This is a genomic window from Streptomyces sp. NPDC057877 (assembly GCF_042796855.1).
Classification (GTDB): domain Bacteria; phylum Actinomycetota; class Actinomycetes; order Streptomycetales; family Streptomycetaceae; genus Streptomyces.
This window is the reverse complement of the sequence record NZ_JBHVMS010000001.1, coordinates 367,781-392,536: the sequence shown is the minus strand read 5'-3', so window position 1 is coordinate 392,536 and position 24,756 is coordinate 367,781. Positions and strand designations below refer to the sequence as shown.

Sequence of the window (24,756 nt, the reverse complement as noted above, 5' to 3'; positions counted from 1 at the left end):
GGTCGTTCATCGTGCGTCCAGGCTAGCCGAGCCGCAGCTCAACCCTGGTGGGGCAGGATGGGCGCATGGAGGCTGAGCTGTTCCCCCGGGCCCGCGCGGAGGTCGCGCCGGGCGCGGTGCACCTCCCCGACTGGCTCGACGCCGACGCCCAGCGCGACCTGCTGACCGCCTGCCGGGCGTGGGCCCGCCCACCCGCCGGACTGCGCACCGTCCGCACCCCCGGCGGCGGCACGATGACCGCCCGCCAGGTCTGCCTGGGCTGGCACTGGTACCCGTACGCCTACGCCCGCACGGTCACCGACGGCGACGGCGCACCCGTGAAGCCGTTCCCCGACTGGCTGGGCGACCTGGGCCGACGCGCCGTCGCCGACGCACTCGGCCCGCGACGGACAGCGCCGCCGTACGACATCGCACTGATCAACTTCTACGACGCCGACGCCCGCATGGGCATGCACCGCGACGGCGACGAGAAGTCCGACGCACCGGTCGTCTCCCTGAGCCTCGGCGACACCTGCGTCTTCCGCTTCGGCAACACCGAGACCCGCGCCCGCCCGTACACGGACGTCGAACTGCGCAGCGGTGACCTGTTCGTCTTCGGCGGGCCGTCCCGGCTCGCGTACCACGGCGTACCGCGCGTGCGTCCGGGCACGGGCCCGCAGTGGCTGGGACTGACCGGGCGCCTGAACATCACCCTGCGGGTCAGCGGTCTGTGATCCGGGGGCGCGCGGACCGGCGCGCGGACGGATCATGGGAGACTCCCCCTCATGAGTGGCAAGGCGGACCCCCGGCAGTCGGGGGAAGGGACCACCTCGAGGACACGGCTGGACCGGGGGCGCGGCGCGCTCGGACCCGCGCTGGAACTGGTGCACACCGGACGGGCACCCACCCGCGCCGTCCTCACCGCCGAACTCGGCGTCACCCGGGCGACGGCGGGCGCGGTCGCCGCCGAACTCGAGGCCCTCGGCCTGATCCGCGTCGACGCCCGCCCCGGCGCCGCCGCCGGTTCCCAGGGCCGCCCCTCGCACCGCCTCCAACTGGCGCAGGACGGCCCGGTGGCGCTCGCCGCGCAGGTGCACGCCGACGGCTTCCGCGCGGCCCTCGTCGGCCTGGGCGGCCGGATCGTCGCCACCGCGCCCGGCTGCGAGACCGTCGACGCCGACCCGGCGAAGGTGCTCGGCTCGGTCGTCGAGGCGGGTGCCGAACTGCTCCGGCAGACCGGCCGCAGATGCGTCGGCGCCGGACTCGCCGTCCCCTCCGCGGTCGCCGAACCCGAGGGACTGGCCCTCAACCCCCTGCACCTCGCCTGGCCCGCGGGCGCGCCGGTCCGGGAGATCTTCGCCGACTGCGTCCGTACGGCGGGCATCACCGGCCCCGCCTTCGCCGCCAACGACGTCAACCTCGCCGCCCTCGCCGAACACCGGCACGGCGCGGGGCGCGGCGCCCGCGACCTGCTGTGCGTGGCCACCGGGCACCGTGGCGTCGGCGGCGCGCTGGTGCTCGACGGGCGCCTGCACACCGGCAGTTCGGGCCTCGCCCTGGAGGTCGGCCACCTCACCGTCAACCCCGAGGGCCGCCCCTGCCACTGCGGCAGCCGCGGCTGCCTGGACGTCGAGGCCGACCCGCTGGCCTTCCTCACCACCGCCGGTCGCGAGCCCGGCCCCGAGGTGTCCCTCCTCCAGCAGGCCATCGACCTGCTCCGCCACGAGTACGCCGACCTGGCCGTCCGCACCGCCGCCGAGGCCCTCATCGACCGCCTCGGCCTCGGCCTCGCCGGGCTGGTGAACATCCTCAACCCCGACCGCATCATCCTCGGCGGCCTCCACCGCACCCTCCTGGACACCGACCCCGACCGTCTGCGCGCCGTCGTCGCCGACCGCAGCCTGTGGGGCCGCAGCGGCGGCGTCCCCATCCTGGCCTGCTCCCTGGACCACAACAGCCTGGTGGGCGCGGCGGAACTGGCCTGGCAGCCGGTACTGGACGACCCGTTGGCGGCGCTGGCCGGGTAGCCGAGGGCGTACCGGAACGCGCCCCTCCTACTCCCAAGGAGGTACGCGCACTGCCGCTGGCCGTACGACGACCCGGACCCGCCCCCGGAGCCATCGTCGAGTCATCACCGCACGACCCAACCGAACCGCTTCGGGAGATGACTCGGCATGCTGACGACACTGGCCCACTTCGGCGACGGCGGCCCCGGCCCCTGGATCCTCCTCTTCCCCCTCGTCTGGGCGGCCGTGATCGTCGGCGGCGTCACGCTCCTGCGCCGCACCGTGTGGCGCGGACGCGGCCCCCACCGCCCCGCCGTCGACGACGACTCACCCCTCACCGCGCTCGGCCACCGCTTCGCCTCCGGCGAGATCGACGAGGACGAGTACTGGCGGCGCCTGTCCGTCCTCGACGAGCGGTTCGGCCGCACGGGCAAGGGCGGTGCGGCATGAGCGCCCCCACCCTTCCGCGGACGGCCGCCCGGGTCGTCGACGCCGTCAAGGTGTACGGCACCGGCGACACCGCCGTACGGGCCCTGGACGGAGTCAGCGTCGACTTCCCGACCGGCCGCTTCACCGCGATCATGGGCCCCTCCGGCTCCGGCAAGTCCACCCTGATGCACTGCGCGGCCGGACTGGACACCCTCACCTCGGGCTCCGCCCACATCGGCGGCACCGAACTGGGCGCCCTCGACGACCGCCGCCTGACCCTGCTGCGCCGGGACCGCGTCGGCTTCGTCTTCCAGGCGTTCAACCTGGTGCCGACGCTGACCGTCGCCGAGAACATCCGCCTGCCCCTGGACCTCGCGGGCCGCGGCGGTGACGCCGAGTGGCTGGACGCGCTGATCGACGTGGTCGGTCTGCGCGACCGACTCCACCACCGGCCCTCCGAACTCTCCGGCGGCCAGCAGCAACGCGTCGCCGTGGCCCGCGCCTTCGCGGGCCGCCCGGACGTCGTCTTCGCCGACGAACCCACCGGCAACCTCGACTCCCGCTCCGGCGAGGAGGTCCTCGGCCTGCTCGGCCGGGCGGTGCGCCAGACCGCCCGCACGGTCGTCATGGTCACCCACGACCCGGTGGCCGCCGCCCACGCCGACGAGGTCGTCTTCCTCGCCGACGGACGCCTGGTGGACCGTATGGAACACCCGACCGCGGACAAGGTCCTGGACCGCATGAAGGCCTTCGACGTCGCGGAGGCGCGCTCATGAACGCCTCCCTGCGCCTGAGCGTCTCCGCGCTGCGCGCCCACCGCCGCCGCTTCGCCGGTACGTTCCTGGCCGTCCTTCTCGGGGTCTCCTTCCTCGCCGGGACGCTCGTCATGGGCGACACCCTGCGCTCCGGCTTCGACACCATGTTCGGCAACGCGACCAGCGGCACCGACGCCGTCGTCCGCAGCGCCGACGCGATCACCACCCCCGGCGAGAGCGAGGGCGTACGCGCCCCGGTGGACACCGACCTGGTCAAGACCATCGAGGACGTCCCCGGCGTGGCCGCGGCCGTCCCCAGCGTCGAGGGCGCGGGCCAGCTCGTCGGCGCCGACGGCGACCCGGTCGGCGGCCAGGGCCCGCCCACCGTCGCGGGCAACTGGATCACCGACCCGAAGCTGAACCCGTACGAACTCGCCGAAGGCCGCGCACCCCAGCGCTCCGGCGAGGTCGTCGTCAACCGGGGCGCCGCCGAGCGGGGCGACCTGCGGCTTGGCGACACCACCACCCTGCGCACCCCCGACCCCGTCCAGGTGACGATCGTCGGCCTCGCGACCTTCGGCGGCGAGGACGGCATGGCGCAGGTGACCTACACCGGCATGACCCGCGCCGACGCCGAGAAGTACCTCACCGCCCGCCCCGGCGAGGCGGCGAGCATCCAGGTACGGGCGGGCCCCGGCGTCGACCAGGACGAACTCGCGGACGCGCTCACCGCCGTACTCCCGCGGGATGTCGAGGCCATCACCGGTCAGGAAGCCGCGCGGGAGAACACGGACATGATCTCCAGCCAGTTCCTGGGCGTCTTCACGACCTTCCTCCTCGTCTTCTCCGGCGTGGCCCTGCTGGTCGCGACCTTCTCCATCCACAACACCTTCGCCATCGTCGTGGCCCAGCGCGCCCGAGAGAACGCCCTGCTGCGCGCCCTCGGCGCCTCCCGCCGCCAGATCACCGCCGCCACGCTGGTGGAGGCGGGCGCGGTAGCCGTAGTGGCATCGGCGACGGGCCTGGCGGGCGGCACCGGAATCGCCGCCGGACTGCAGGCCCTCTTCCCGGCCATCGGCTTCCCCTTCCCCGACAGCGCCCTGGTGATCAGCGGCCTGTCCCTCGCCCTGCCCCTGGTCGTCGGCGTGCTGGTCTGCCTGGGCTCGGCGCTCCTGCCCGCCGTACGGGCCGGACGCACCGCACCCCTGGCCGCCCTGCGCGAAACGGCCGTCGACACCTCCGGCGCCTCCCGCCTCCGTGCCGTCCTGGGCACCGCCCTGCTCGCCACCGCGCTGGTGCTGGCCCTCGTCGGCACCCTGGTCTCCCCGTCCGTATGGCTCGCGGGCACCGGCGCGGTGCTGGCCCTGGCCGCCTTCGTGGTCCTGGGCCCGGTCGCCGCCACGACGGCGGTACGCGTCCTGGGCAGCCCCCTGGACCGACTGCGCGGCGTCACCGGCGGCCTCGCCCGCCGCAACGCGCTGCGCGGCCCGAAGCGCACGGCGGCCACGGCCGGAGCACTGATGACCGGCGTGGCCGTGGTGTCCCTCTTCACGGTCTTCGGCGCCTCGCTGAAGGCGACCATGGACCAGACGGTGTCCCGCTCCTTCGCGGGCGACGTGGCCGTCAGCAACCCGTCGTTCGGCGGGGGCGGCAGCGGCCTCAGCCCCCGACTGGCCGAGGCGATCGACGAACTGCCCGAGGTCGACACCGCCGTAGGGCTCGGCCGTGGTGTCGCCGAGGTCGACGGCGCGGGCCGCGCGCTGACCGTCACCGACCCCACCGCCCTGGAACGTACCTTCGACCTCGGCACGGTCGACGGCTCGATGCGCGCCCTGGGCACCGACGGCATCGCCCTCACCGAGAAGGAGGCCGACCGCCAGGGCCTGACCCCCGGCGCCACCACCCGCCTCACCTTCACCGACGGCGACACGCGCACCTTCACCGTCCGCGCCGTCTACGGCCAGTCCGAACTCGCGGGCGACTACGTCATCACCCGCGCCGCCTGGGCCCCGCACCGCGTCCAGGACGCGGACACCCTCATCGCGGTGACCTTCGCGGACGGCGTGACGACGACCGACGGCAAGTCGGCGGTCGAGAAGCTCGCCGCGGGCTACGGCAACCCCGACGTCCAGACCCGCGACGAGTACGCCGAGTCCTCGGCGGGCGGCATCGACATGATGCTGACGCTGGTCTACGCCCTGCTCGCCCTCGCGGTCCTCATCGCCCTCCTGGGCATCGCCAACACCCTCACCCTGGCGATCCACGAGCGCACCCGCGAACTGGGCCTGCTGCGCGCCGTCGGCCAGACCAGGGCCCAGCTGCGCGCCATGGTCCGCTGGGAGTCCGTCCTGGTCGCCGCCTTCGGCACCGCAGGTGGCCTGGGCCTGGGCGCCTTCCTCGGCTGGGTCCTGGTCAGGGCCTCCGACGGCGCGAGTGACAGCGCCTTCGCCTTCGCCCTCCCACCCCTCCAACTCACGGTGGTGGTCCTGGTGGGCCTCGCGGCCGGAGCCCTGGCGGGCCTGCGCCCGGCACGCCGAGCAGCACGCCTCGACATCCTCAAGGCGATAGCGACCGAGTAGGCGCGACCGAGTAGGCGATGGCGACCGAGCCAGACTCCCGCCGCGTCAGCCGAGAACGGCGGACGCGGCGGGAAGGACGGCGTCCTCCCTACCGGCAAGCGCGTCGTCGGCAAGGCTCCCCACCTCCGGCACCCGCTCAGCCACAGCCGTAGGCAACGTGAACCACACCACCTTCCCGGACTCCCCCTCCGCCCGAGCCCCCCAGCTCTCACTCATCGCCGCCACCATCGCCAGCCCCCGCCCGCACGTGGACATCTCCCCGGCGTTCTCCACCACGGGAAGCCGGGGATCGTGGTCGCGCACCGAGACGGTGAGCCGGTCGAGCAGCAGCTCGATCTCCACGGTGCACATCTTGTCGGGCTGGGCGTGCCGGTGGACGTTGGTCAACAGCTCGGTCACACCGAGCGTGGCCCGGTCTATCAGTTGGTCCAGATGCCAGTAGCGCAACTGCGCTGAAAGGATTCTGCGGACCTGGCCGATCCGCGACGGCAGAGCCTGGAGCTCCACCGTGCACTGCCTGCTCGGGTGACTGATCACGGCTGCGACTCCCCGACGTGAGGTCCGGAAGAACACTGAGGACGGATCCAGCAGGGTGCTTGCTGTCAAACGGCCGCCTGCTGTCGTGGCCGGCGGGCTGGTTCGCAGCGTTATCGCCGGTAAACCCAGAGTGACGTGGGACCAGCGTGACGCAAGGGGTACGGCACCGCAACTCGCGTGTGGCTACCGGCGTCCGGCCGCTCGCCGTACCGCTTCGATGAACCGGCGTGCCGCGGGTGGCCCCGGCTCGCCCGGGGCGGGGTCGTGGTCGCCCAGCGTGAGCAGATACCGCTTGCCGTTCAGGTCGGCGAGCGCCCGGTGCCCGGAGGCGAACCACGGCTTCGAGGCCCGCACCGACCGCACCGGCGCGCTGTCGATCTCGCTGCCGTAGCTGGTCAGCAACTCCAGCCTGCCGTCGCTGATCCGCACCTGTCCGGCCCGGGTGAGTGAGCGCAGGCCCTTGCCGATCCGTACGCCCACGGCCGTGAACTCCGGCTCCGCCATGCTCTGCCGCCCCCTTGTCACGCCTTCCGGTTGGCTGCTCCCGCGCGGTTCGTGCTCCGCGGCGTCCTGACGCGGTGCAGTCTGCCCCCGACCAGGGGGTGAACACCAGTGCGCACGACCGCCAGGAGGCGCACTACCCGAAGCACTCACGCGAATGCGCCCCTGCGCGCGCCTGTGCGCGACGGGTACCCCCAGCGCCCCTTTGAGGCACCCAAAGGCGCGTTTATGCAGGTGAGAAGCGTGTGCCGGGTGTCTATCATCGAAGCACCGGCCGCGCGCGGCGCCGTCGGCGCACAGCCCTAAGGAGCCCCGCCGTGATGACCCCGCAGCAGATCCACACCGACGGGACCCCTGCCGCCCGCCCCGCCCGCACCCTCGACGTCGACCGCAGCGACACCGCGTGCCGCAGCTGGCTGAAAGAGGCCGTCCGCAAGGTGCAGGCCGACGCCAACCGCTCCGCCGACACCCATCTGCTGCGCTTCCCGCTGCCGGAGCACTGGGGTATCGACCTGTATCTGAAGGACGAGTCGACCCACCCCACCGGCAGCCTCAAGCACCGGCTGGCCCGTTCGCTTTTCCTCTACGCCCTGTGCAACGGCTGGATCCGCCCCGGCCGCCCGGTGATCGAGGCGTCCAGCGGCTCCACCGCCGTCTCCGAGGCGTACTTCGCCAAGCTGATCGGCGTCCCCTTCATCGCCGTCATGCCGCGCACCACGAGCGCGGAGAAGTGCCGCCTGATCGAATTCCACGGCGGCAGCTGTCACTTCGTGGACGACCCCCGGACCATGTACGAGGAGTCGGCCCGCCTCGCCGCCGAGACCGGCGGCCACTACATGGACCAGTTCACCTACGCGGAACGGGCCACGGACTGGCGCGGCAACAACAACATCGCCGAGTCGATCTTCCGCCAGCTGCACCTGGAGCGCTACCCCGAGCCCGCCTGGATCGTCGCCACGGCGGGCACCGGCGGCACCTCCGCCACCATCGCCCGCTACGTCCACTACATGCAGGCCGACACCCGCGTCTGCGTCGCCGACCCGGAGAACTCCTGCTTCTTCGAGGGCTGGACCACCGGCGACACCGGCGTCACCTGCGACAGCGGCTCCCGCATCGAGGGCATCGGCCGCCCCCGGATGGAACCGAGCTTCGTCCCGGGCGCCGTCGACCGCATGATGAAGGTGCCCGACGCCGCGAGCATCGCCGCGGTACGGGCCCTGGAGCGGGCCATCGGCCGCAAGGCGGGCGGCTCGACGGGCACCGGTCTGTGGAGCGCGCTGAAGATCGTCGCGGAGATGGTGGCCGAGGGCCGCACCGGCAGCGTGGTGACCCTGCTGTGTGACCCCGGCGACCGCTATCTCGACAAGTACTACTCGGACGCCTGGCTGGCCGGACAGGGCCTTGACATCGCGCCGTACACCACGGCGATCGACACCCTGCTGACGACGGGCGTGTGGCCCGACTAGTGTCCTACGCCGGAAGTTCCCAGGCAGTCCTGGCTGAGCCGCAGGCGGTCAACGCGCCTGTTCGGCGGCGGGAATCCGACCGCCGGAACGAGACAGACCTACCGACGGATTTCAGGCGCGGGAGACTAGCACCCAGCGCTAGCACCCAGCGCGGGCGTCAGCCCTTCACCAGCCGCCGCTCCAGCCCCCTCATCGCATCCCGGAACGCCCGCCCCAGCCCGCCCCGCGCCAGCCTCAGCACCAGCCGGAACGGCGCCGGACCGGCCGCCGCGAACGTCCACCGCACGCGCGTGCCCGCCCCCACCGGCGTCAGCCGCCACTCCTCGACCAGGGCCCGGACGCCCGGCGCGTTGGTGACGTCCACGCGGTAGGCGTACACCTCGGGACCGTTCGCCGCGACGACCGTCTCCCGGAACCGTGTCCCGCCCCTGAGCCGTATCTCGCGTCCGGCGCCGTCGTCGACCGCCCGCGCGGAGGTCACCGCCGAGAACCAGTCGGGCCAGCCCGCCGTGTCCTCGGCGAGCGCGCGGTACACCGACTCCGGGTCGGCCGCGATCACCCGGGCGAAGACCAGCCGTACGGGTGCCTCCTCGACGAAGTCGGGCCCCACTGGACGCAGACGGCGAGCCATGGACGCAACCCCCTTGCGCGCCACGGGAGTTCCGGCGCGGACGACGGACGACGGGCAGCGCCACCATAACGGGCGTCCCGGCAGAAGTCAGCGCCCCGACCGCCCGCGTAGGTCACCTCACTCGACGGCGTCCACGGCCTCGGCGGTGTCCTCGCCCGCGACCACCAACTGCCGCACCCGCTCGGTGACGTCCGCCCGCGCCTTCGCCGACAGCCCGGCGTCCGTCACCCAGGTGTCCACCTGCTGCAGGTCCGCGAACGAACTCAGGCCCACCGTGCCCCACTTGGTGTGGTCGGCGACCACCACCACCCGGCGCGCGGAGTGCACCAGCCGCCGGTTGGTCTCCGCCTCCGCGAGGTTCGGCGTCGACAGACCGGCCTCCACCGATATCCCGTGCACCCCGAGGAACAGCACGTCGAAGTGGAGCGTCGCGATCGCCTGGTCCGCCACCGGCCCCACCAGCGAGTCGGACGGGGTGCGCACCCCACCCGTCAGCACCACCGTCGCCGCGCCCTGGCGGGGACCGGAGGTGCGCTGCGCCGCGTGGAAGACATCCGCCACCCGCACCGAGTTGGTGACCACGGTCAGGTCCGCGACGTCGACGAGCCGGTGCGCCAGCGCGTACGTCGTCGTACCGCCGGAGAGCGCGATCGCCGCGCCCGGCGCGACGAGTTCCGCCGCGGACCGCGCGATGTCCTCCTTGGCGGTCAGCTCGAGACCCGACTTGGCCTCGAAGCCCGGTTCGTGGGTGCTCGCCTCCGCGACCGGCACGGCCCCGCCGTGCACCTTCTCCAGCACCCCCTGCCGGGCGAGCGCGTCGAGGTCGCGGCGGACCGTCATGTCCGACACCCCGAGCTTGCGGGTCAGCTCATTGACCCGGACGCCACCGCGGCGCCGTACCTCGTCCAGGATCAGGGCGCGCCGCTGCTCCGCGAGGAGGTTCTGATTCTCGCTCACGTACGCTCCGGTCCTTTCGCCTCAAGCCGTCCACGCTGTCCGCCGAGCCGCGCGCACCCGTTCCGACTAGGGCAGATCTCGCGTTCCGGGCGTGCGGCGGTCCCATCCTCGCACGGCCCGCGGCGGGTCGCGCCACCGGCCGTACCGACGCGCACATGTCATCTACGTCTCACCCGTGGTGTCGTTTGCGTCTCATCCGAGGCACGGCTGTCACACGGATCGGGGAGATTCGGTGACAACGGGTGTGCGGGACGACCCGCAGCGGAGATCCTGAGGGCCGCACCGACAGAAACCGACGGCGCGTCACGGGGGAAACGAGAACAGTGGAACGTGCGCAGGAACGGATCCTCGAAGGCGGTGCCGCCCGCCCGGCGGAGCGGCCCGAGGAGGCCTTGGAACTGCTGGTCCACGGGGTGGGCGGGACCACCCCGGAAGAGATGCTCAACGATCCGCGCACGGTGCGGATCGCGGGCGACGACACCGCCGCCGTCTTCCGGCGCTCCGCGGACACCGAGGAGCCGGACACCCCGGCGGCCCGGACCGAGGGCCGCCCGGTCCCGGAGGCGTACGTCTGGTGCAACCTCACCTCGGGCAACGGCACCCGCGCCCTGTGGCTGTTGCTGCTGCCGTTCATGGTGGTCAACCTCGCCCACTGGATGCGGCCCAGCGTCCGAGACCGCCGCACCCGCACGGCGCGGCTGTACGGCGCCCTGGTGCGGCTCGTCGCGCTGTCGCTGACCGTGCTGCTGGTCGCGGCGGCCTGCGAGGTCGCCCTCGACCTGACCGCCTGGCAGTGCGCGGGCACGCGCGCGTGCGCCGAGAGCCACTCCTGGCTGGGCTTCCTGTCCCCGGCCGCGTCGGGCGACGGCTGGTGGAGCGCGCCCGGACGGCGCCTCGCCCTCGCCTCCCTGGTACCGCTCGCCCTGACCGGCCTGCTCTGGTACCTCTCACGCCGCACCTGGAACGCGTACGAGTCCCAGCCGCCGCTGGCCCGCACGCCCGACGAGGAGACCGGCCGCAGCGCGCTGGCCCAGCCCGGGTTCTGGTACGGGCGGCGTCTGGTGGCCCGGCTGCGGGCCGCGCACACCGCGGCCGGTCTGCTGACGGTGACCGCCGGGGTCGGTCTCGCCGCCGCCCGCCACGACCACGAGCCCGGCGGCCCGGCCGCCCTGGACGTGCTGGGCTGGCTGCTGAAGGCGGCCCTGGTGGCCGGTGCGGTCCTCGTGCTGTGGGTGGTCTGCAGCCGTGGCCCCGCCGACCGGCGCCCCGACCAGTCCCTCGACGGCCGTCTCGTACGGTGGCTGCCGATGGCCTCCCTCGTCCTGCTCGCCCTCACCCTGCTGTACGCGGGCTGGGAGCGGCCGGGGTGGCGGTCGGGAGGCAGGCTGCACGACGACGCGCCGTTCGGCAGCCTCGCGCTGACCCAAGGACTGCTGGTGGTCGTGCTGGCCGGGGTGGCGCACCAGCTGCACCGCGGCCTCCCCGACGCGCGCGCCGCGATGCGCGGCCTCGGCGGACCCGCCGTCGCGCTGCTCGCCTGCGCGCTGGGCGGCGTGATGGCCGGTGGCGTCGCCCAGCGGGTCGCCGACTGGCTGGACGGCACCGGCACCTCCATCGACGGCCCGCCCGTGCTGCTGACCTGGCAGGCGTCCGTGATCCCACCGCTGCTGCTGATCCTGCTGGTGCTCTGCGGCTGGCTCGCCCGGCGCACCCTGCGCCGGGCCCGCGCGGAGCGTGCCGCGGTGGCGGCCGACTACCCCGACGAGACCCGCGACCCCGAGCGCACCGGATCCATCGCCCGCACCCGCGCCATGGCCGCGCTCACCGACTCGGGACCGCTGCTCGTCGCCGTCATCACCACCGTGACCCTGCTGTTCGGCACCGGCGCGCTCGTCGGCGCCTTCGCCACCGGCGAGGCACCCGGCCCGGCCACGCGGGACACGCACCCGTTCGTCGAGGGCGCCGCCCAGACCGCGCAGGCGCTGGGCTCCTGGCTGATAGGGGTCGGGTTCATACTGTTCGTCACCTGGGGCAGGCGCGCCTACAAGGACGCCTCCGCGCGGCGCACCATCGGCATCCTGTGGGACGTCGGCACCTTCTGGCCGCGCGCCGCCCACCCGTTCGCGCCGCCCTGCTACGCCGAGCGGGCGGTGCCGGACCTCACCTGGCGGATCGACACCTGGACCCGCACCACGGGCGGGCGGCTGGTGATCTCCGGCCACTCCCAGGGCAGCGTCCTGGCCGCCGCCACGGCCTGGCAGCTGTCGCCGCGAGTACGCCGGAGGGTCGCCCTGCTGACGTACGGCTCACCGCTGGAGCGGCTGTACGGCCGCTGGTTCCCCGCCCACTTCGGGCCGGACGCGCTCGCCGCGCTGCACGCGGACGTCGACTGCTGGCGCAATCTGTACCGGCTCACCGACCCCATCGGCGGTCCCGTCCGGCTGCCCGACGACGGCGGCCCGGACGTCGACTGCGCCGCGCTGAAGGACCCGCTGGCGCACGGCCGCACCGACCGGCATCCGCTGCCCGCACCCGTCCTCGGCCACTCCGACTACCAGGCGGACCCGACCTTCGCCGAGGAACGCGAACGCCTGCTCGCCCGCCTGAGGCCGGAGCTGCCCGCACCACGGCCGGAGACGCGGCCGTAGCCACGCTGCCGTGAGCCCCTGCCCGCGCGGGCTCACGGCAGTTCCGGCAGATCCTCCGCGTACAGCAGCGTCAGCTCGTCCGTGCTGGGCTCGCTGACCTGGGCGACACGGCTCGCGTGCCGCTCCACCATCGCCTCGAACGTCTGCCGCGCGGTACGGCCGTTGCCGAACGCGGCGCCCTTCGGGATCTCGGTGAAGTACTTCAGCAGCGCCTGGTCGGCGCCGGGCGCCAGCCGGTACTCGTGCTCCTCGGCCTGTTGCTCCACGATCCGCAGCAGTTCGTCGGGGCCGTAGTCGGTGAAGGTGATGGTGCGCGAGAAGCGGGACGCCACCCCGGGGTTGACGGACAGGAAGCGCTCCATCTCGGCGGTGTAGCCCGCGACGATCACCACGACCGCGTCCCGGTGGTCCTCCATCAGCTTCACCAGGGTGTCGATGGCCTCCTTGCCGAAGTCGCGGCCCGCGTCCTCGGGGGACAGCGCGTACGCCTCGTCGATGAACAGCACGCCCCCACGCGCCCGTTCGAACGCCTCCTGGGTGCGGATCGCCGTGGAGCCGATGTGCTCGCCGACCAGGTCGACGCGGGACACCTCGACGAGATGGCCCTTCTCCAGCACTCCGAGGGAGGCGAGGATCTCGCCGTAGAGCCGGGCGACGGTCGTCTTGCCGGTGCCGGGGGAGCCGGTGAAGACCAGATGGCGCTTGACGGACGCCGCCTTGAGCCCGGCCTGCTGACGGCGGCGGCCCACCTCGATCATGTCGGTGAGGGCGCGCACCTCCCGCTTGACGCTGTCCAGGCCGACCAGCGCGTCCAGTTCGCCGAGCACCGCCTTGGAGGTCCGCACCGGCTCCGCGGGCGCCTCGGGCACGGTCGGCGGCGTCGCCGGTTCGGCCGCCCGCTGCCCGGGGATCATCGCGCCCAGCAGCCCGGCTGACCGCGGGGTCGTCTCCACGGCGGTCTGGAGCGTCGCCGACGGCCGTACGCTCGCGCTCTCGTCGCTGGCGCAGTCCTCGACGACCGGGCCGGTGCCGGAACCGGCGTCGGGACCGGCGTCCGCGAACTCGTACCCCCCGCGCGCACAGCGTTCCGTGCGGCACCGCCGCAGCGTCGTACGGCAGCCGTCGATCACATGGAAGCCGTAGCCGCCGCTGCCGGTCACCCGGCAGTTCTGGAACGTCCCGCGACCGCCCGCCGAGACATAGAAGCCCGCCTCCGCGGGGGAGTCGACCGTGCACCGCTCGATGACCGGGTCGGCGCCCTTGGTGACGATCACGCCGGTCTGCATGCCGTCCAGCGTGCAGTTGTTGAGGGTGCCGCCGCTGCCGTGGTCGCGGAACCAGGCGCCCGTCGCGGCGTCCCGGATGCGGCAGTCGTCGAGCTGCGCGGTCGCGCCGTCGCTCACCGACACCGCGGTGTTGCGTACCTGCGTCAGATCGCTGTCGACGACGTCCGCGCGGGAGCCCCGGTCGAGGACGAACAGCGCGTCCGGCACGTCGTGCACCCGGCAGGAGTCCAGCACCGCGGTGGCGCCGTCGCTGACCCATACGGCGGGGTAGTCGCCGGTGCTGTCGAAGATCTCGCACTGGTTGGCGTCCACGCGGGTGCCCGGGTCCCACACCGACAGGCCGTTGCGCCCGAACCGGCACACGCTGGAGCGGGTGAGCGTCAGGACCGCGCGGGAGCGCAGATCGACCGCGTTCTCCGGGATGTCGTGGATGCGGCAGTCGGCGAGGGTGAGCACGGCGTCGGTATCGAGGGTGACACCGTCGGCGGTGGTGCGGTGCACATCGCAGTCGGTGAGATGCGCGGTGGCCCGGGCGGTGATCTGCACCCCGCTGCCCCGCACCTCGTACACCTCGCAGCCGACCGCTTCCAGCGCGGAGTTCTCCCCGGTGGCGGTGAGGCCCGCGCCGGAGGTGTGGTGCACCCGGCAGCGCTCGAGACGGGGGTGGCCGCCGCCGCGCACCGCGACGCCGGACTGCCCGGCCGAGACGACCTCGCACTCCTCGAAGACACCGCCCCCGCCGTCGACGACCGCGATGCCGATGCCCGCCGGATTGTCGATCGTGCAGCGGCGCACGGACGGGCGGGCGTCGCCGCGGACCTCTATCCCGGCGGCGGAGCGGGTGACGACCCGGATGTCCATCAGCTCCGGGGCGCCTTCCTCCACCAGCAGGGCGGGCGCCGCCGCGTCCTGGCCCTCGACATGCAGGTCCTGGACCACCGCGGAGGCGCGCACGGTCAGCGGCACCCCGTCGACGGGCGCGATGCGCACCGAGCCGGGGGAGCCCTCCGGCCCGCGCAGCGTCACCGCCCGCTGCACGACGAGGTTCTCCCGGTAGGTACCGGGGGCGATGGTGAGGACGTCACCGTCGGCCGCGGCATCGAGGGCGGCTGCCAGTGACGCGTACTCACCCGTGCGGCGCCGCCACCGCGATGTGCCGGTGTGCGTCACCTGGACCGTGCCCTGTGCCATGGCGTTGCTGTGCCCCCACCTCGTCGTACGCGGGTCGATGCCGAGGAACTCCGGCCGGTCCACCGTAGCGTGCGCGCGGACCGCGGGTTGACCAGAGCCGGAAGGCGGTCAGCTGCCGGCGCCGGTCCTGCCCCAGTCCGGGCCGGCCTGTTCCCAGGCGCGGTCCAGGGCCGCGTGTCTGCGCCGGACCATCCGCCAGACGGCCAGCCGTCTGGCGCCCTCGACCAGACAGGCCGTCAGCAGGGCGGCACCGACCCCGGCGAGGACGGCGTGCGTGGTGGCCGTCGCCGGGTCCAGCGGGCGGGTCATGGCGCGCCCGTGGCCGTCGGTCCAGATGCGGAACCGGTCGCCGGGCTCGGGACGCTCGACCCGCGCGATGACCGGTCCGTGCCGCGAGGTGCCGTCCGGGGCGGTCCAGTCGGCGAGGACGCGACTGCGCGGGTCCCTGGCGGTGGTCTCGGGGTCGGCGGCCAGGACGCTGTCGGTGAGCTTGCGGACGACGGTGGCCGTCACCTCGTGCCGGGACTCGCGCTGTTCGCGGACCGAGCGCTGCAGGGCCCGCTCCGTGGACGCGCCGACGAGGGAGCCGAGCAGCGGGGCGGCGATCAGGATCAGCAGCAGCGCGGTGAGCGCCACCCAGGACTCGACCAGGTCGGTCGTGCGGCGCAGCGGGTTGTGCCGCCACCGCCAGAGCCCGCCGATCGCTCGCACCGTCCGGCACCCCCAGTCCCCTCGCGCCGTCCCGTGTCCCGGTTCTCTCACGGGCTTCTCACGGGATCTCAACGAGCGGGCGCCGCGCAGGGGTTCCCGCGGGGGCGGCCGGGTCACGGTCTGACCGAGACCCGACCACGGGCCAGCGGGGCTAAGGCCTGTCTGACCATTCCCGCCCGCTCAGCGGCGCCATGCCCGCCCTCTCGCCGCACCGGGCCCTGACCCACGTACGTCCTTGGGCCCTGACCCACGTACGTCCTTGGGCCCTGGCCCACGTACGTCCTTGGGCCCTGGCCCAAGTACATCCAGTACGTGGGTCAGGGCCCGGCATTCCCCCAAGCTGTTCGAGCAGGGGACCCCCAGAGCACGCACCTGACGCCGCTGAGCCGCCCTTCGGGCGACGACGGGAACGGTCTGACAGGCCTTAGCCGAGCACGCGTACCGGGTCGCCGACCCGCAGGGTGCCGCCGGACTGGGGGACGAGATTGAGGCCGAAGACCAGTCCGTCGTCGAGGCGGCGGTGCCGTCCCAGGGTGTGCAGGGGCTCCCGGCCGCGCTCGGCGGTGCCCTGGTCGGTGGTGGTGACGACGCACCGCCCGCACATCCGGGCGACCCGGAAGGTGACGTCGCCGATGGCGATGCGCGACCAGTCGTCCTCCGCCCAGGGCGCGGCGCCGGTCACGACGACGTTGGGCCGGAAGCGGTTCATGGGCAGCGGGCCCTCCGCCGCGTAGCGGCCCCGCGCGATCAGGGAGTTGAGGTCCTCGAGGGACGAGGTGGAGGCGAGCAGCAGCGGATAGCCGTCGGCGAAGGAGACGGTCTCGCCGGGCAGCGCGTACTCCGGGTCGACGGGACGGCGGGTGGCGGGGTCGTCCATGTGCACCAGCCGCACCTCGGCGCCCAGATAGGCGCCGCACCAGGCGTGCGCGGCGGGATCGGCGGGCACGCCCTCCACCTTGGTGCCGAAGACGTCCGCCGGTACGGTGTCACCCGGTGCGGGGACGGGCACCTCGAGCGGGTCCATGTCCGGCGCCGACAGACGCAGGCCGCCGCCGGGCAGAAGCTCGGCGGCGGCGAGCGCCAGGCGCGGCTGCTGGCGTTGCGTGACGACCTTTCCCCCGTCGTCGATCAGCACCCAGCGACGATCTCCGGCCAGCCCCCAGGGCTCCACGTCGGCCTCCTGGCGGGTGAGCGCCCGGAACGCCTTGACCGGATGAACGTGAATCGAATGCAGCTTCGGATTCCCCATGGAGTCATCGTGCCAGGTGGCATGAGAGCCCGCGGGGAATTGTCAGTAGCCGCGGTACTGCTGGTTGTTGTACGGGTCCTGGTACGGCGCCGGGGCCGGGCGGGGCGTCGCGGGGCGCATCGCCTCGTACCCCATGCCGCCGGGCGCCGCCGGGCGGGGCTGCTGCGGCTGCGGGCCGGGGTAGCCGCGCGGGGCGGTGGCCTGCTGCGGGATGTACGCCGCGGGCGCCTGCTGGAGCGGGGCGGGCTGCTGGGCCTGCGGGTAGCCGTAGGAGGCCTGGGGGGACGGGGCCGCCGGGAGGGCGGGCAGCGCCGACGGCAGCGCGGGCAGGTGGTGGCCCGGGGTGTCGTACGGCGCGGGGACCCGGATGGGGGCGATCTGCGGGGTGCCCCGTTCGGCCACGAGTGAGTCGTAGATCGGGGTGTCCGGGAAGGAGGCGGAGTAGTAGCCGCCGCCATAGGTGGAGCGGGGGGAGGTCATGGCACATAAGTTAAGCCCACGATGTGCTGGTTGGGGAGACCGATAAGAGGGTTGTTTTCCGTGTCCGCGGTGACCTGGTGTCCCCAATCCGAGCGAACTTGGCAAAAAGGGGCATCGTGTCGCGTCGGAATCGTGTAAAGGCTCAGTTCCGAGCGGGTTACCGGCGGTTGGCCACACGTCTTTCCGGCGCACCCGATGGGACTTCGGCGCGCCGGGCAATAAGTTGGGCCTGGAGAACCGCAGGGACGGCCGGGTGCTGCCTGGCGTGACGACACGTGATGGGGGCGGACATGTCAATGCCTAAGGGATCGAACGCTCCAGTGCCGACGGCGGCGCTGCGGGTCGAGGTGGGCTGGCGCTCCGGGCCCGGGGTGCCGGACGCGGACGCCTCGGCCCTGCTGCTGGTGGGCGGCAAGGTCCGCTCCGACGCCGACTTCGTCTTCTACAACCAGCCCACGCACTCCTCCGGCGCGATCCGCTACGAGGGCAAGCAGACCACCGGCGGGCGCGTCACCGACACCCTCGTCGTCGACCTCGCGCGCGTGGAACCGGCCATCGACCGGGTGGTGCTGGCCGCCTCCTCGGACGGCGGCAACTTCGGCCAGGTGCCGGACCTCTACATCGACGTCCGGCAGGACGGGCAGGGCACCTCGGTCGCGCGGTTCGACAGCACGGGCGCCTCCGTCGAGACGGCCTTCGTGCTCGGCGAGTTCTACCGCCGCCAGGGCGCCTGGAAGTTCCGCGCCGTCGGCCAGGGCTACAGCAGCGGTCTCGAGGGCCTCGCGACCGACTTCGGGATCACGGTGGACGAGCCCCAGCACGCCGCGCCGCCCACCGCCACGGCCCCCGCCCGGCCCGCCGCACCGCCGCCCACCATGCCCCCGCCGCCCGCACCTCCGGCGACCCCCACCATCACCCCGCCGGTCGGCACCCCCGCGCCCCCGCCGCAGGCGCCGCCCGCCCCGGTGCGGCTGACCAAGGTCACGCTCACCAAGGCGGCCCCCTCGGTCTCCCTGACCAAGCAGGGCGGCACCTCGGGCCAGATGCGGGTCAACCTCAACTGGGAGGTGCGCAAGCAGTTCTCCGGATGGGGCCGCAAGCTGGGCCGGGCCGTCGCCATGCACTCCGACCTCGACCTCGACCTGTGCGCCCTGTTCGAACTCAGCGACGGCAGCAAGGGCGTCGTCCAGGCCCTCGGGAACGCCTTCGGCTCCCTGCACCAGCCCCCCTTCATCCACCTCGACGGCGACGACCGCACCGGCGCCGTGTCGACCGGTGAGAACCTCACCATCAACCTCGACCACAAGCAGTACTTCCGGCGCATCCTCATCTTCGTCACCATCTACGAGGGGGCCCGCTCCTTCGCCGACCTGCACGCCACGGTCACCCTCAGCCCGCAGCACGGCGCCCCCATCGACTTCTCCCTCGACGAGTGCACCGTCCCGTCGCCGGTGTGCGCACTCGCCCTCATCACCAACAACGGCGGCGACCTGATGGTCCAGCGCGAGGCCCGCTACCTGGTCCCTGAGCGCGGTGTGAGCCCGCAGCGGACCGTCGACTACGCCTACGGCTGGGGCATGAACTGGACCCCGGGCAGGAAGTGACTCAGCCCTCGTCGGCGACGGCGTCCGGACGCGCGTAGGTGCGGCCCTTCCAGGCCGCGCCCCGCCCGCGGTAGTGCAGCACGGCCGAGTCGACCGTCATGAGCAGGTACAGGAACGCGGTGAACGGCAGCAGCGGCGCGAGCCACGGCGGCTGCCCGTAGTAGCGGAGCATCGGCAGATACGTGCCCGTCATCACCAGCCACGCCGCCCCGCCCAGCACCGCCGTCACCGCGTCGCCCGCGGCCAGTCCCGCCACCAGCGCCACCGGCGGCACCAGATACACCAGCGCCAGCCCCGCGACCGTACCGGCCAGCACCAGCGGGTTGTGCCGCAGCTGGGCGTAGGCGCTGCGCGCCACCATCCGCCACAGATCGTGCAGCCGGGGATACGGACGCACGCTGTCCACCCGGTCCGCCAGCCCCAGCCAGATGTGCCCGCCGCTGTTCTTCACCGCCCGCGCGAGTGCCACGTCGTCGATGACGGCGTGCCGGATCGCGTCCGGGATCCGCGCCCGCTCGGCGGCCTCGGCGCGCAGCAGCACACAGCCCCCCGCCGCTGCCGCCGTCCGGCCTCCCTTCCGGCCGATCCGCCGGAAGGGATACAACTGCGCGAAGAAATAGACGAAGGCCGGTACGACGAGCCGCTCCCACCCGCTCGCCACCCGCAACCGCGCCATCTGCGAGACCAGGTCGAACCCGCCGCCGTGAGCCGCCGCCACCAAGCCGCGCAGACTGTCCGGCGCGTGCGCGATGTCGGCGTCCGTCAGGAGCAGGTACTCGGGCTCACGCGCGCGTGCCAGGCCGATGCCGTGCCGGACGGCCCACAGCTTCCCGGTCCAGCCCTGGGGCGGCTCGCCCGGGGAGCCCACGGTGAGCGGCAGCCCGCCGTGGCGGCGCGCCAACTCGCGCGCGAGGTCCCCGGTGCCGTCCGTACTGCCGTCGTCCACCAGGAAGACCTCCGCCCGCCCCGGATAGTCCTGCGCGAGCAGCGACGGCAGACTCAGCGGCAGCATCCCGGCCTCGTCCCGCGCGGGCACCACCACACAGACCGGTGGCCACACCCAGGCATCCCGCGCGGGCGGCAGCCTGACATCCGTACGCCAGAAGAAACCCTGACCGAGCAGCAGCCACAGCCAGGCGGCGAGTGATCCGGCGGCGGTCCACATCAAGGCGCTCACCCGCGCAGTGTGCCCCACCCCACCGGCCCGACGGGGCACATCGTCTATCGTGGCCGGGTGAAGATCGCGCTCATGGACTCCGGAATCGGACTGCTGGCGGCCACCGCAGCGGTACGGCGCCTCCGCCCCGACGCGGATCTCGTGCTCTCCCTCGACCCCGACGGCATGCCCTGGGGCCCGCGCACCCCCCAGGACCTCACCGCCCGCGCCCTGGCCGTCGCCGAGGCCGCCGCCGCGCACGACCCGGACGCCCTCATCGTCGGCTGCAACACCGCGACCGTGCACGCGCTGCCCGCCCTGCGCGCCCGCCTCGAGCCGGGCATCCCGGTCATCGGCACGGTCCCGGCGATCAAACCGGCCGCCGCGGGGGGCGGCCCGGTGGCGATCTGGGCGACCCCGGCCACCACCGGCAGCCCGTACCAGCGGAACCTCATCGAGGACTTCGCCGACGGCGTCACCGTCACCGAGGTGCCGTGCTGGGGGCTCGCCGAGGCCGTGGAGCACGCCGACCAGACGGCCATCGACGCCGCCGTCGCCGCGGCGGCCGAGCTGACCCCGCCGGACGTGACGACCGTCGTCCTGGGCTGCACCCACTACGAACTGGTCGCCGACCGCATCCGGGCCGCCGTACGACGCCCGGGCGGCCCCCCGCTCGTCCTGCACGGCTCCGCCGGTGCGGTCGCCGCCCAGGCGCTGCGCAGGCTCGGCGAACCCGACGCCCCGGGGGCGGCGGCCCGCGGCTCCCTGACGGTGCTGCTGAGCGGACGCGCGGGCACCCTGCCCGCCGCCGCGCTCGCCTATGAGGAGGGCCGTCTCCTCCCGGTGGTCAGCCCCGTCCAGTGACCGGGGTCCGCCCCGCCTGATCACTGTGTGCGACGGGGTACGCGCGCACCGAAACATGAGTAGTCTCGAAGCCATGAGGGACCACCCCCGCGGCGGCCACACCCCGCATCCCGACGTGTGGACCGGACGCGCCACCAACCGGATGCAGTGGCTGCTGGCGTTGCTCGGTTGTGCCTGCATGGCGCTGGGCATCCAGCTCGCCGTCGACTCCGCCTGGACCTCCGGCATCGTCCCGCTGGTGATGGCCGTCGTCGGCTGTATCGCGGCCGGGCTCCTGGTCCTCTTCGGCACCCTCGCCTTCGTGCACGTCGCCCTGCGGGTCGACAGGGAGTCCCTAGAAGTCCGCTGCGGCCACATCGGCGTACCGCGCCGCCGCATCCCCCTGTCCCGCGTCGTCGACGCCGAGTTCATAGCCCACGTCACCCCGCGTCACTGGGGTGGCTGGGGCTACCGCTGGCGCCCCGAGAAGGGCACCGCCGTCGTCGTACGGCGCGGCGAGGGCGTGGTGCTGCGGCTGTGGGACGGCCACACGTTCACGATCACCGTCGACGACGCCGAGGCGGCCGTACGCGTGATCCGCGACCGCCTGCGCCCGAGCACGCCGGGGCCCGCGGCCCGCTGAGGGTCCGCCGCGCTCAGTCGTCCCGCGGGTCCTGTGCCAGCGGGCGGGCCGTGGCCAGGCCGATCAGCAGGCCCGCGCCGACCGACACCGTGGTGAAGCTCAGGGCGTTGCCCACCGAGGCGATCACCGCGAGCGCGGTGAGGGCCGCGGCGGCCGTGAGGGCGACCGGTGTGGGGCGCGCGGTGCGCCAGAGGGCGAACAGGACCCAGCAGAACGCCGCCGCGAGCAGCAGCACACCGACGACGCCCTGCTCGGCCGCCTGCTGCAACGGCGCCGAGTGCGGCTTGCCGTCGGACAGCGGGAGCGCCGCCGCCGTGGGGCTCAGCTCCCCGAACCGGCCCGGGCCCACACCCAGCGCGGCGTCGCCGCGCGCCAGGGCCAGGGCGTCGTGCCACAGCTCGACCCGGTGCCCGGTCAGACGCCCCTCCAGGGAGATCGCCAGCCCGTCCGGCAGCGCCCCCGCGGCCATCGCCCAGATCGTGCCGGTCGTCAGGGCCGCCGTCAGGGCGAGCCCCGCGAGGCCCACCCCACGTCTGTGCGTCCGGCCCGCAGCGAGGGAGCAGAGCAGCACCGCGACACAGGCGATCACTCCAATGGCGGAACCGAGCAGGCCCGCTGTCACCGTGGTCCCGGCGGCCAGCAGCCACAGGGCCAGCCGTGCGCCCGGTGCCTCGGTGGCCCAGGCCGCGCAACAGGCGGCGCCGGTGGCCAGCGCGAGCAGGGCGGCGACCGCCCCCGCGTGACCGAGCGGGACGCCGGGCTGCGGTCCCGGCGCGAGCCGCGGCACGGCCATGGCCAGGCCGAGTCCGGCCACGGCCCCGGCACAGGGTGCGGCCACCGGGAGCACCGCCCCGGCGATCCGGCCCGCCGCATGGCCCGCGGTCACGGCCAGCACCGCCAGCAGCACACCCTCCGGACGCCCGTCGTGCGCCGCGGCCGTGATCACCGCCCAGACGGCGCAGGCCGCGAGGACGACGACCCCCGCCGCGTCGGACGCGCTCCGTCTTTCCCCCTCGGCGTCCGGACCGGCCACCGATGTCATCCCCGTGGACCCCACCCCGCGTACCCCCGCACCCGGTCGCCCCCGACCCGTGATCGCCCCGCCGCCATGGAGGTGACGCCCTGTGTGCGACGAAGGCTTCGCACACCGTAACGGCTGAGGGGGGATTTGGGGATGAGGAGGGGAGGGTTGGGGAGAAACGACGTGGCATCCGGTGGGGCCGCTGGTCGGCTGCGCGGCACGCGGCGGGGGCCGGTAGTCGGTGGTCGGCGGTGCGGCACGCGGCGAGGCCGGTGGTCGGTGGTCGGTGGTCGGTGGTCGGTGGTCGGCGGTGCGGCACGCGGCGGGGGCCGGTGGCCGGTGGTCGGCGGTGCGGGGCCCGGCGGGGGTCGCCCCTCGGCGGTGTGGTCACCCGTCGGGCCCGCGCTTGTCCGTGGTGCGGTCACCCGCCGTACACTCCCGGAGTGACCGTCACCGCAACCTCCGTGGGTCAGCCGGACCAGGCACAGCCCGAGACCGCGCCCCGCTCGCGGGCCGCGCGGCTGCTGCGTCTGGTCCCGGCCGCCGCCGCGGCGCTCTCCGGAGTGCTGCTCTACGTCAGCTTCCCGCCGCGCACCCTGTGGTGGCTGGCCCTGCCCGCCCTCGCCGTCTTCGGCTGGGTGCTGCGCGGCCGGAGCTGGAAGGCGGGCCTTGGCCTCGGCTACCTCTTCGGGCTCGGCTTCCTGCTGCCGCTGCTGGTGTGGACCGGCGTGGAGGTCGGCCCCGGGCCCTGGCTGGCCCTGGTCGTCATCGAGGCGGTCTTCGTCGCGCTGGTCGGTGCCGGGGTCGCCGCGGTGTCACGACTGCCCGGCTGGCCGGTGTGGGCGGCGGCGGTGTGGATCGCGGGCGAGGCGGCACGCGCGCGTGTCCCCTTCAACGGCTTCCCCTGGGGCAAGATCGCCTTCGGTCAGGCGGACGGCGTCTTCCTGCCGCTCGCCGCGGTGGGCGGCACCCCGGTGCTCGGCTTCGCGGTCGTCCTGTGCGGTTTCGGCCTGTACGAGACCGTCCGCCTGGCCGTCGAACGCCGCCGCGGCGCTGCCGTACGGCGCCCGGTCGCGGCGGTGGCGCTGCTGAGCCTCGCGCTGCCGGTGGCGGCGGCCGTGGCCGCGCGTCCGCTGGTCAGCGACGCGGCCGAGGACGGCACCGTGACCGTCGCGCTGATCCAGGGCAATGTGCCCCGCGCGGGACTGGGCTTCAACGACCAGCGCCGGGCCGTCCTCGACTACCACGCGCGCGAGACGGAGCGGCTGGCCGCCGAGGTCCGCGCGGGCACGGTGGCGAAGCCGGACTTCGTGCTGTGGCCGGAGAACTCCTCCGACATCGACCCGTTCGCCAACCCCGACGCGTGGGCCGTCATCGACGGCGCCGCGAAGGCCATCGGTGTCCCCATCTCGGTGGGCGGCGTCGTCGCGCGCGACGGGAAGCTGCTCAACGAGCAGATCCTGTGGGACCCCGAGAAGGGCCCCGTGGACACCTACGACAAGCGGCAGATCCAGCCGTTCGGCGAGTACCTGCCGCTGCGCTCGCTCCTCGACGCCATCAACGAGGACTGGACCAGCATGGTCCGCCAGGACTTCAGCCGGGGGAGCGAGCCCGGCGTGTTCACCATGGACGGCGCCCGCGTCGGCCTCGCCACCTGCTACGAGGCCGCCTTCGACTGGGCCGTGCGCGACACCGTCACCGACGGCGCCCAGATGATCTCCGTACCCAGCAACAACGCCACCTTCGACCGCAGCGAGATGACCTACCAGCAGCTCGCCATGTCCCGGATCCGCGCCGTCGAGCACAGCCGGACCGTCACCGTCCCGGTGACCAGCGGCGTCAGCGCGATCATCATGCCGGACGGGCGGATCACCCAGCGGACCGGCATGTTCGTCGCCGACTCGCTGGTCCAGGAGGTTCCGCTGCGCTCCTCGAAGACCCCCGCCACCCAGCTGGGGATCCTGCCGGAGATGGCCCTGCTGCTGGTGGCCGCGGGCGGTGTCGGCTGGGCGGTCGGGGCTGGTGTGCGCGGGCGGCGCGCGGGTGACGTGTAGCGGTACGACCGCCGTACGCCCCCGGAACCG

The 24,756-nt window shown here is 73.9% G+C and carries 21 protein-coding genes; 11 read left to right on the top strand and 10 right to left on the bottom strand.

Annotation, left to right across the window (positions count from 1 at the left end; translation table 11 throughout):
• Nucleotides 1-65 precede the first annotated feature (65 nt).
• From ACFVQG_RS01795 to ACFVQG_RS01775, 5 genes are all read left to right on the top strand, one after another.
• A complete protein-coding gene (locus tag ACFVQG_RS01795; protein WP_383375644.1) occupies nucleotides 66-713 on the top strand; it encodes an alpha-ketoglutarate-dependent dioxygenase AlkB family protein in 648 nt (215 codons plus the stop codon).
• A gap of 51 nt (nucleotides 714-764) precedes the next feature.
• Nucleotides 765-2,006, top strand: a complete 1,242-nt coding sequence (locus ACFVQG_RS01790; RefSeq protein WP_383375642.1) for an ROK family protein — start codon at nucleotides 765-767, stop codon at nucleotides 2,004-2,006.
• A 150-nt stretch (nucleotides 2,007-2,156) separates the two neighbouring features.
• Complete coding sequence (locus tag ACFVQG_RS01785; RefSeq protein ID WP_383376496.1) at nucleotides 2,157-2,435, top strand: SHOCT domain-containing protein; 279 nt, start codon at nucleotides 2,157-2,159, stop codon at nucleotides 2,433-2,435.
• Nucleotides 2,432-3,190 (top strand): ABC transporter ATP-binding protein, encoded by a 759-nt coding sequence (locus tag ACFVQG_RS01780; RefSeq protein ID WP_383375640.1) that lies wholly within the window; start codon nucleotides 2,432-2,434, stop codon nucleotides 3,188-3,190. Before ACFVQG_RS01785 ends, ACFVQG_RS01780 begins: the two co-directional genes overlap by 4 nt.
• Complete coding sequence (locus ACFVQG_RS01775) at nucleotides 3,187-5,748, top strand: ABC transporter permease (protein ID WP_383375638.1); 2,562 nt, start codon at nucleotides 3,187-3,189, stop codon at nucleotides 5,746-5,748. Before ACFVQG_RS01780 ends, ACFVQG_RS01775 begins: the two co-directional genes overlap by 4 nt.
• A gap of 45 nt (nucleotides 5,749-5,793) precedes the next feature.
• Here ACFVQG_RS01775 and ACFVQG_RS01770 read toward each other — a convergent pair whose 3' ends face one another.
• A complete protein-coding gene (locus tag ACFVQG_RS01770) occupies nucleotides 5,794-6,285 on the bottom strand; it encodes an ATP-binding protein (RefSeq protein WP_383375637.1) in 492 nt (163 codons plus the stop codon).
• 183 nt (nucleotides 6,286-6,468) lie between these two features.
• Nucleotides 6,469-6,789 carry a hypothetical protein gene (locus tag ACFVQG_RS01765; protein ID WP_383375635.1) on the bottom strand — a complete coding sequence of 107 codons (321 nt, stop codon included), beginning with the start codon at nucleotides 6,787-6,789 and terminating at the stop codon, nucleotides 6,469-6,471.
• A gap of 317 nt (nucleotides 6,790-7,106) precedes the next feature.
• Between ACFVQG_RS01765 and ACFVQG_RS01760 the strand changes: the two genes are divergently transcribed.
• Nucleotides 7,107-8,252, top strand: coding sequence for a PLP-dependent cysteine synthase family protein (locus ACFVQG_RS01760; protein ID WP_383375632.1), 1,146 nt, complete (start codon nucleotides 7,107-7,109; stop codon nucleotides 8,250-8,252).
• Nucleotides 8,253-8,409: 157 nt separating this feature from the next.
• Here ACFVQG_RS01760 and ACFVQG_RS01755 read toward each other — a convergent pair whose 3' ends face one another.
• Together ACFVQG_RS01755 and ACFVQG_RS01750 are read right to left on the bottom strand one after the other, a co-directional pair.
• Nucleotides 8,410-8,883: an SRPBCC family protein gene (locus tag ACFVQG_RS01755; RefSeq protein WP_383375628.1), complete on the bottom strand. Its 474-nt coding sequence runs from the start codon at nucleotides 8,881-8,883 to the stop codon at nucleotides 8,410-8,412.
• A 117-nt stretch (nucleotides 8,884-9,000) separates the two neighbouring features.
• Nucleotides 9,001-9,840 carry a DeoR/GlpR family DNA-binding transcription regulator gene (locus ACFVQG_RS01750; RefSeq protein WP_383375624.1) on the bottom strand — a complete coding sequence of 280 codons (840 nt, stop codon included), beginning with the start codon at nucleotides 9,838-9,840 and terminating at the stop codon, nucleotides 9,001-9,003.
• 323 nt (nucleotides 9,841-10,163) lie between these two features.
• Between ACFVQG_RS01750 and ACFVQG_RS01745 the strand changes: the two genes are divergently transcribed.
• The gene (locus ACFVQG_RS01745; protein WP_383375622.1) at nucleotides 10,164-12,488 is read left to right on the top strand and encodes a hypothetical protein; all 2,325 of its coding nucleotides are present in this window, start codon (nucleotides 10,164-10,166) and stop codon (nucleotides 12,486-12,488) included.
• A gap of 32 nt (nucleotides 12,489-12,520) precedes the next feature.
• Here the strand turns inward: ACFVQG_RS01745 and ACFVQG_RS01740 are convergent, their stop codons facing one another.
• The 4 genes from ACFVQG_RS01740 to ACFVQG_RS01725 form a co-directional block, all read right to left on the bottom strand.
• Nucleotides 12,521-14,965, bottom strand: coding sequence for a right-handed parallel beta-helix repeat-containing protein (locus ACFVQG_RS01740; RefSeq protein ID WP_383376494.1), 2,445 nt, complete (start codon nucleotides 14,963-14,965; stop codon nucleotides 12,521-12,523).
• A gap of 108 nt (nucleotides 14,966-15,073) precedes the next feature.
• On the bottom strand, nucleotides 15,074-15,676 hold the full coding sequence (locus ACFVQG_RS01735) for a hypothetical protein (protein ID WP_383375620.1): 603 nt from the start codon (nucleotides 15,674-15,676) through the stop codon (nucleotides 15,074-15,076).
• A gap of 424 nt (nucleotides 15,677-16,100) precedes the next feature.
• On the bottom strand, nucleotides 16,101-16,925 hold the full coding sequence (locus ACFVQG_RS01730; protein ID WP_383375618.1) for an MOSC domain-containing protein: 825 nt from the start codon (nucleotides 16,923-16,925) through the stop codon (nucleotides 16,101-16,103).
• A gap of 42 nt (nucleotides 16,926-16,967) precedes the next feature.
• Complete coding sequence (locus tag ACFVQG_RS01725) at nucleotides 16,968-17,405, bottom strand: DUF6643 family protein (protein WP_383375616.1); 438 nt, start codon at nucleotides 17,403-17,405, stop codon at nucleotides 16,968-16,970.
• Nucleotides 17,406-17,695: 290 nt separating this feature from the next.
• Here ACFVQG_RS01725 and ACFVQG_RS01720 point away from each other — a divergent pair, with 290 nt between their 5' ends.
• The gene (locus ACFVQG_RS01720; protein ID WP_383375614.1) at nucleotides 17,696-19,009 is read left to right on the top strand and encodes a TerD family protein; all 1,314 of its coding nucleotides are present in this window, start codon (nucleotides 17,696-17,698) and stop codon (nucleotides 19,007-19,009) included.
• A 1-nt stretch (nucleotide 19,010) separates the two neighbouring features.
• Here ACFVQG_RS01720 and ACFVQG_RS01715 read toward each other — a convergent pair whose 3' ends face one another.
• Entirely contained in the window at nucleotides 19,011-20,174 is a 1,164-nt protein-coding gene (locus ACFVQG_RS01715) for a glycosyltransferase (protein ID WP_383376492.1), read from the bottom strand.
• A 69-nt stretch (nucleotides 20,175-20,243) separates the two neighbouring features.
• Between ACFVQG_RS01715 and ACFVQG_RS01710 the strand changes: the two genes are divergently transcribed.
• Entirely contained in the window at nucleotides 20,244-21,029 is a 786-nt protein-coding gene (locus ACFVQG_RS01710; RefSeq protein WP_383375612.1) for a glutamate racemase, read from the top strand.
• A 73-nt stretch (nucleotides 21,030-21,102) separates the two neighbouring features.
• On the top strand, nucleotides 21,103-21,651 hold the full coding sequence (locus ACFVQG_RS01705) for a hypothetical protein (protein WP_383375610.1): 549 nt from the start codon (nucleotides 21,103-21,105) through the stop codon (nucleotides 21,649-21,651).
• Nucleotides 21,652-21,664: 13 nt separating this feature from the next.
• Here ACFVQG_RS01705 and ACFVQG_RS01700 read toward each other — a convergent pair whose 3' ends face one another.
• Nucleotides 21,665-22,693, bottom strand: a complete 1,029-nt coding sequence (locus ACFVQG_RS01700; protein WP_383375608.1) for an O-antigen ligase family protein — start codon at nucleotides 22,691-22,693, stop codon at nucleotides 21,665-21,667.
• 422 nt (nucleotides 22,694-23,115) lie between these two features.
• Between ACFVQG_RS01700 and lnt the strand changes: the two genes are divergently transcribed.
• The gene (gene lnt / locus ACFVQG_RS01695) at nucleotides 23,116-24,726 is read left to right on the top strand and encodes an apolipoprotein N-acyltransferase (protein ID WP_383375606.1); all 1,611 of its coding nucleotides are present in this window, start codon (nucleotides 23,116-23,118) and stop codon (nucleotides 24,724-24,726) included.
• Nucleotides 24,727-24,756 lie beyond the last annotated feature (30 nt).